We start from the raw sequence: 6,602 nt of genomic DNA on the forward strand, positions 1-6,602 counted from the left end.
CCGATCGAAAACGAGACGAAGTGTGGAGTTTAGAGGAACAAGCCCGGACCGGGGCGACTTCCTTCGGGGAATCTGACGCCCACTTTACCGATCTTGTTCCCTTCCATGACCGCGACGGTCCAAATGGTGTTGTTCCACTCCACTTGGTCACCGACGACTGGCGCACCGCCCACTTTCTGGGCAATGAAGTGGCCGAGCGACATGTCTGGATCGATGCCTTCCACTTTCAACCCGTACAGCGCCGCAACCGCGGCCAGTTGGGCGTCTCCTTCGAGCACGAAGTCGCCGAAGAAGCGCAGATCGAGGCCCCGTTGCGGTGCCTGACTGAAGAGTTTTCCGAGGGCGGGAAGGTTGTGTTCATGGCCGATTACGCACAGCAAATCGTCGACTTCGAGCACCGTACTACCCGACGGATGGAGCAGTTGCTGGCGACGAAACAGGGCTGCGATGCGAGTGCCTTCGGGCATTTTCAGCTCGCGAAGGGGCGAGCCGATGCACCATTTCTCGGCACCGAGGCGATAAACGAACAGCTCCCACTCACTGGTGACGTGCACTTCCAGGGCTGCGCGGGAGATCGGCGCCGGCTCCGGCGGAACGGTCACTTTCAAAAGCTTCGCCACCCACGGCAGGCTCGTACCCTGCACCAGCAGCGACACCAACACGATAAAGAAGGCGAGGTTGAAATAGAGCTGGGCGTTGGGCAGGCCGGCCATCAGCGGGAACACCGCCAGAATGATCGGGACCGCGCCGCGTAACCCGACCCAGGAAATGAACGCCTTCTCGCGCCCATGGAAGGCCTTGAAGGGCAGCAGGCCGACGATCACCGACAACGGCCGGGCAAACAGAATCATCCACAGCGCCAGACCCAGAGCGGGCAAGGCAATCGGCAACAAGTCGTGGGGCGTCACCAGCAGCCCCAGCACCAGGAACATGCCGATTTGCGCCAGCCAGGCCATGCCATCGAGCATGTGCAAAATGCCGTGGCGGCTGCGCACCGGGCGGTTGCCGATGACCAGGCCGCACAGATAAACCGCCAAAAAGCCGCTGCCGTGCAAGGCGTTGGTCAGGGCAAACACGACCAGTCCGCCAGCAATGACCAGAATCGGATAAAGGCCGGTGGCCAAGTGGATGCGGTTGACCAGTTGCAGCATGAACCAGCCGCCGCCCAGGCCGATGACAGCACCGATACCGAACTCACGCATCAAGTGCCCGAGCAGGCTCCAGTGCAGACCGGTCTGGCCGCTGGCGAGCATGTCGATCAGGGTTACGGTGAGAAACACCGCCATTGGGTCGTTGCTGCCGGACTCGATCTCGAGGCTGGCGGTCACCCGTTCGTTCAGGCCTTTGCCGCCGAGCAGCGAGAACACCGCCGCGGCGTCGGTGGAGCCGACGATAGCGCCGATCAGCAGGCCCTGAATCAGGTTCAGGTTGAACAGCCACGCGGCGGCCATGCCGGTCAACCCGGTGGTGATCAACACCCCGACCGTCGCCAGCGAAAGCGCCGGCCACAACGCTACGCGGAAGCTGGAAACCCGGGTGCGCAAGCCGCCGTCGAGCAGGATGACGGCCAGTGCGAGGTTGCCGACCAGATAAGCCGTTGGGTAGTTATCGAAAATAATGCCGGCGCCATCGACGCCGGCCGACATGCCCACCGCGAGGATGATCACCAGAATCGGGATGCCGAGGCGCGATGAAAGTGAGCTCACCAGAATGCTTGCACCTACCAGCAACGCGCCGATCAAGAACAGGCTGTTGATGGTCGTCGCATTCAAAGGCAATACTCCAGAAAGCTGAAAGGCGGGCGCAAACTGACCATGCAGTCTGCGTGCCAGCGATTCTAACCTGTTGAAATGTGATGCTGTCAAAAAGCTTTTTCAGATCAAAAGATCGCAGCCTCGTTTCACTCGACAGCTCCTACAAAGGATCTGCGTAAACCTGTAGGAGCTGTCGAGTGAAACGAGGCTGCGATCTTTTCGGCAGTGATGCGATCTTCGTTTACAGACTAAACCGCCCAACCATGTTGTTCAGGTCCAGCGCCAAACGCGACAGCTCATTGCTGGCAGCGCTCGTCTGGTTGGCGCCCGTCGCCGACTGCACCGACAGATCACGAATGTTCACCAGATTACGATCCACTTCGCGGGCAACCTGTGCCTGCTCTTCGGCAGCGCTGGCGATGACCAGGTTGCGTTCGTTGATTTCGACGATGGCGCTATTAATAGTGTCCAGCGACATGCCAGCACCACGAGCGATGTTCAACGTCGATTCAGCACGCTCGGTGCTGTTGCGCATCGAATCCACCGCGTGTTCGGTACCGCTCTGAATGCTGCCGATCATGCGTTCGATTTCGCTGGTCGACTGCTGGGTGCGATGCGCCAGTGCGCGCACCTCGTCCGCTACCACGGCGAAACCACGACCGGCCTCACCGGCACGTGCGGCTTCGATGGCTGCGTTCAATGCCAGCAAATTGGTCTGGTCAGCCAGGCCGCGAATCACGTCCAGCACTTTGCCGATGTCACGGGACTCGTTGGCCAGATCGCCGATCAGGGTCGCGGTGCTCTGCACATCGGCGCTCATGCGTTCGATGGCGCTGACGGTTTCCTGCACCAGGTCACGGCCATCACCGGCGGAGGTGGTGGCGTTTTTCGAGGCTTCGGACGTGCTGACGGCATTGCGCGCGACTTCTTCCACGGCGCTGGTCATTTCGTTGACCGCGGTGGCGGCCTGTTCGATTTCGTTGTTTTGCTGGGTCAGGCCGCGGGCGCTTTCGTCGGTGACACTATTGAGCTCTTCAGCGGCGGACGCCAGTTGCGTGGCGGACCCGGAAATCCGTTGCAGGGTGTCGCGCAGCTTGTCCTGCATTTTCGACATGGCCAGCAGCAAGCGGCCGGCTTCGTCCTCACCGTCTACTGTGATCGGGCGAGTCAGGTTGCCTTCGGCAATTTCTTCGGCAGCGCTCAGGGCATTGGCGATCGGCTTGGTGATGCTGTTGGTCAGCAACCAGGCGAAAAGCAGGGTCAGGCCGGTCGCGATCACCAGCAGGGTGATCACCAGGTTGAAGGCCGAGGCGTACTGGTCGGCAGCTTGCTGATTGGTGTCGAGGGTCTGCTGCGTATTGATCTCCAGCAAACGGTTCAACACGGTGTTCACCGCTTCGGAGTTGGTCAGCAGTTCGGTATTGAGCAAGGTGCGCAGTTCATCGACCTGATTGTTGCGCGACAAAGTCTTCATGCGGTCTTCGATCTGACGGTACTGGCCGAGCAACTGCACGTACTGGTCGTAGGCCGAACGTTCCTGCGGGTTGGTGATCAGTTTTTCGTAAGTCGCCTGAGCGGCACGAATCTGCTGATTGCGGGTTTCCAGCAGTTCCATGGTCTTTTGCTGGACGTCCGGCTCGCGATTCACCAGCAAACGGTAGGACAGCACGCGCAGGCGCAGGGTGAGTTGCGTGAACTCGTCGAGGCTTTTGATGCTCGGCACGCTGCTCAAGGTGATCTCCTCGGCGGCACCGCGAATCTTGCTCATCTGGTTCAAGGCAAACACACCCAGAATCAGCATCAGGCCGCCAATCAGGGCAAAACCGAGGAACGCCCGTGGAGCGATATTCATATTACGAAGGGACATGGTGTTTACCGAAATGAGCGCATCCGTGCGGCGCTGAGACTGACGTATGGGTGACTTATCGGTCGTACGACTAAAGTCTTGAGTCCCTGCGCGTTTTTGTCGCACAAAGGCTCCGGCGACGAAGTGCAGGAACCAGATCCGCCAATCACAGTCTTTAAAGTTCGCGAGGAAGGTCGCCCGCCAGGAAAATCAAGGCCTTGCGCCCCAATAACCCTGGCATCCGTGGTGACTTTTCTTTATCGTACGCGCCCTTTGAAAATGCTTGGAAAATCAAAATGTTGGAAGCATCCCTAAGCCAATTGGAACAGCTGGTCAGCGACCTGGTGCAACAGAACCAGACCCTGCTCGGCACCAACCAAACCCTGAGCGCAGAACTGGCCCAGGCCAAGGATGAAAACGAAAGCCTGCAGCTGAGCCTGATGGAACAGGAAGAGAAACAAGGTGCCACCGCCGCACGTATTCAGGCCCTGGTTGAGCGCGTTAGCGCCGGCCCAGTCAGCGCATGAATCACGGCGCCGCAGGGGTAAAAGTCGTCTCGATCCTGGGGGAGGACTATTCGATCAAGGCGCCGGCCGGGGAAGAGCAAACCCTGCTGGACGCCGCGTTAATGCTGAAGGCTGCCCTGGCCGACACCAAACGGAAGTACCCGACGCTGATCGGTGACCGCTTGCTGGTGCTGGCCGCGATGAATCTGTGCTCGCAGCAGATCGAAATGCAGAAACAGCACAAGCAGGAACTCGACCGTTACCAAGAGCAAGTCAGCGCCACGGTTGAAGTGATCTCCAAGACGATCAATCAGGCCTGATCGGCTTTGCGCACAACCAAAGAATAAATTGTCGTTTGCGTTGTATACAATCGGCACGGCTGTTGCAGCGTTTCAGCCTCTTATTCTTTGGGGGTGCTCCATGCAGTTCTGGCGACGCAGTATTCAATGGCAGTTGATCCTGAGCATGGGCACCGCCCTGCTGGTCAGTATTCTGATCGTGGTTGGCATTTATACCCTCGTGGTCAACCGTCTCGCCGAGCGCTATCTGGTCGAACAAGCGTTACCGTCGAGCATCGAAGCGATGCGCAACGACATCGAGCGAATCCTCGTACAACCCCTCACCGCCGCCAAGGACATCGCCAGCAATAGCATGGTGCGCGACTGGCTGGTCGGGGGCGAAAACAGCGCCCAGACCAACACTTTCGTCACCTATCTGGAAGGCATCCGCTCCGAGCACAAAGCCTTTACCGCGATTATTGTCGGCACCGCGTCCAACCATTACTTCACTGAAAAAGGCCTGGACCGGACCCTCAGTCGCTCCAATCCAAAGGACGCCTGGTTCTATGCTTTCCTCGACAGCAACCAGCCGCGCACCCTCAATATCGACAATGACACCGCCACCGGCGAACTGGCCCTGTTCATCGACTTCAAGGTCGAGCAGGCCGGCAAAGTCGTGGGCGTTGCCGGGCTCGGCCTGAGCATGAAAGAGTTGTCGGAGCTGATCCACAACTTCAACTTTGGTGAGCGCGGCAAGGTCTATCTCGTGCGTTCCGACGGTTTGATCCAGGTTCACCCCGAAGCGCAGTTCAGTGGCAAACGCACGCTGGTCGAACAGATTGGCGCTCCGGCGGCACAAGCGGTCATGGGGCAAAAAGGTGCCACCAGTAGCTTTGTACGCGAGGGCGAAGATTTCCTGGCATTGAGCCTGCCGTTGCGGGATTTGGGCTGGACCTTGGTGGCCGAAGTGCCACAGTCGCAGATCTACGCCGAAGCCCGCCGCGCGATGTGGATGAGCAGCGGCATTGGCCTGGCGGTTGCGCTGGTTTGCCTGATGCTGGTGGTGTTGTTGGCCCGTGGGTTGGTGCGGCCGATCCGTCAGGTAACAGCAGCACTGGTAGCCATCGGTAGCGGTGGTGGAGATTTGACCCACAGGTTAGATTCCAGTCGCGCCGATGAACTGGGCGACCTGGCGCGTGGTTTCAATCGATTCCTTGAAAGTCAGCGCGACATGATCGGCGAAGTGCTGACCACCAGCGAGCGTTTACGCACGGCAGTCGGCCAAGTGGCGCGGGTGGTGGACAACACCGCCGAACGCTCCGGCCGGCAGCAGGAAATGACCGACATGGTCGCCACCGCCGTCCACGAAATGGGCCTGACCGTGCAGGAAATCGCCCAGAATGCTGGCAACGCAGCGGTGGCTTCGCAAACTGCCCGCGATGAAGCGATGCAGGCGCGGGAAGTGGTGGGCGGATCGATCCGGCATATCGAAAGCATGTCCGACGAGATTGGCCTCGCTGCCAGTGCGGTGGGCGAGTTGGCCCATCAGGTGGCCTCCATCGATCAAGTGCTGGCGGTGATTCGCGGGATTTCCGAGCAGACCAATTTGCTCGCGCTCAACGCGGCCATCGAAGCGGCGCGGGCCGGGGACATGGGGCGTGGGTTTGCGGTCGTGGCGGATGAGGTGCGGACGTTGGCGCGGCGGACACAGTCGTCGACTGATGAGATTCAACAGATGATCGGCAGCCTCAAGCAAGGCGCGGAGAACGCGGTGTTGTCGATGCACACTGGGCAAGCTGCGACGGGCACGGGTGTCGAATCGAGCCAACGCACCGGGGCGTCATTGACGGCGATTACCGGGCAGGTCGAGCGCATCAGCGACATGAACCATCAGGTGGCGGCGGCGACGGAAGAGCAGTCGGTGGTGACGGAAGAGATTAACCGGAACGTGCAGGGGATTTCTGATCTGGCCCGTGCAACCGCCGGGGAGGTCAGGGCTTGCCGTGAGGATTGTCAGACGTTGCAGCGGTTGGCCGATGATTTGGCGCGGCAGATGGGTAGCTTCAAGTTGAGTTGATGAGTTGTCTTTGCGGGCGCCTTCGCGGAGAGTGTCAGATTTTTTGTGTGCGGGCCGGTAATGGCCTGCCGTCAGGCAGGCCTTCATTTCACCAGGTCGGCCTGATGAATCGATCTCCGTACAAGACCGCAAACTGATTCA

General features: G+C 59.6%; 5 protein-coding genes and 2 pseudogenes. 4 read left to right on the forward strand and 3 right to left on the reverse strand.

Annotated elements, in window-relative coordinates:
• Positions 1–29 precede the first annotated feature (29 nt).
• The 3 genes and pseudogenes from ASC74_RS09970 to ASC74_RS32615 all read right to left on the reverse strand — a co-directional run.
• Positions 30–1,772 carry a potassium/proton antiporter gene (locus ASC74_RS09970; RefSeq protein ID WP_056741237.1) on the reverse strand — a complete coding sequence of 581 codons (1,743 nt, stop codon included), beginning with the start codon at positions 1,770–1,772 and terminating at the stop codon, positions 30–32.
• Positions 1,773–1,995: 223 nt separating this feature from the next.
• Positions 1,996–2,868, reverse strand: coding sequence for a methyl-accepting chemotaxis protein (locus ASC74_RS32610; protein WP_371925560.1), 873 nt, complete (start codon positions 2,866–2,868; stop codon positions 1,996–1,998).
• Positions 2,851–3,621 (reverse strand): annotated as a pseudogene (locus ASC74_RS32615) (MCP four helix bundle domain-containing protein); the annotation flags it as partial. The gene ASC74_RS32610 and the pseudogene ASC74_RS32615, both read right to left, overlap by 18 nt.
• A gap of 275 nt (positions 3,622–3,896) precedes the next feature.
• On the opposite strand from ASC74_RS32615, the gene ASC74_RS09980 reads away from it, so the two are divergent.
• The 4 genes and pseudogenes from ASC74_RS09980 to ASC74_RS32625 all read left to right on the forward strand — a co-directional run bounded on the left by ASC74_RS09980 (position 3,897) and on the right by ASC74_RS32625 (position 6,461).
• Complete coding sequence (locus tag ASC74_RS09980) at positions 3,897–4,127, forward strand: hypothetical protein (protein WP_008149645.1); 231 nt, start codon at positions 3,897–3,899, stop codon at positions 4,125–4,127.
• The gene (locus tag ASC74_RS09985; protein ID WP_008149648.1) at positions 4,124–4,426 is read left to right on the forward strand and encodes a cell division protein ZapA; all 303 of its coding nucleotides are present in this window, start codon (positions 4,124–4,126) and stop codon (positions 4,424–4,426) included. The genes ASC74_RS09980 and ASC74_RS09985 overlap by 4 nt, the downstream gene beginning before the upstream one ends.
• Positions 4,427–4,571: 145 nt before the next feature.
• Positions 4,572–5,594 (forward strand): annotated as a pseudogene (locus ASC74_RS32620) (HAMP domain-containing protein); the annotation flags it as partial.
• A gap of 135 nt (positions 5,595–5,729) precedes the next feature.
• On the forward strand, positions 5,730–6,461 hold the full coding sequence (locus ASC74_RS32625) for a methyl-accepting chemotaxis protein (protein WP_442965773.1): 732 nt from the start codon (positions 5,730–5,732) through the stop codon (positions 6,459–6,461).
• Positions 6,462–6,602 lie beyond the last annotated feature (141 nt).

Origin of the sequence: Pseudomonas sp. Root329 (assembly GCF_001424925.1) — a bacterium.
GTDB classification, from domain to species: domain Bacteria; phylum Pseudomonadota; class Gammaproteobacteria; order Pseudomonadales; family Pseudomonadaceae; genus Aquipseudomonas; species Aquipseudomonas arabinosi.

Bases quoted from the DNA above. Each gene is read 5' to 3' on its own strand.
- ASC74_RS09985 (WP_008149648.1), top strand. From the start codon at position 4,124: ATGAATCACGGCGCCGCAGGGGTAAAAGTCGTCTCGATCCTGGGGGAG.
- ASC74_RS09980 (WP_008149645.1), top strand. From the start codon at position 3,897: ATGTTGGAAGCATCCCTAAGCCAATTGGAACAGCTGGTCAGCGACCTG.
- ASC74_RS32625 (WP_442965773.1), top strand. From the start codon at position 5,730: ATGGTCGCCACCGCCGTCCACGAAATGGGCCTGACCGTGCAGGAAATC.
- ASC74_RS32610 (WP_371925560.1), bottom strand. From the start codon at position 2,868: ATGTCGAAAATGCAGGACAAGCTGCGCGACACCCTGCAACGGATTTCC.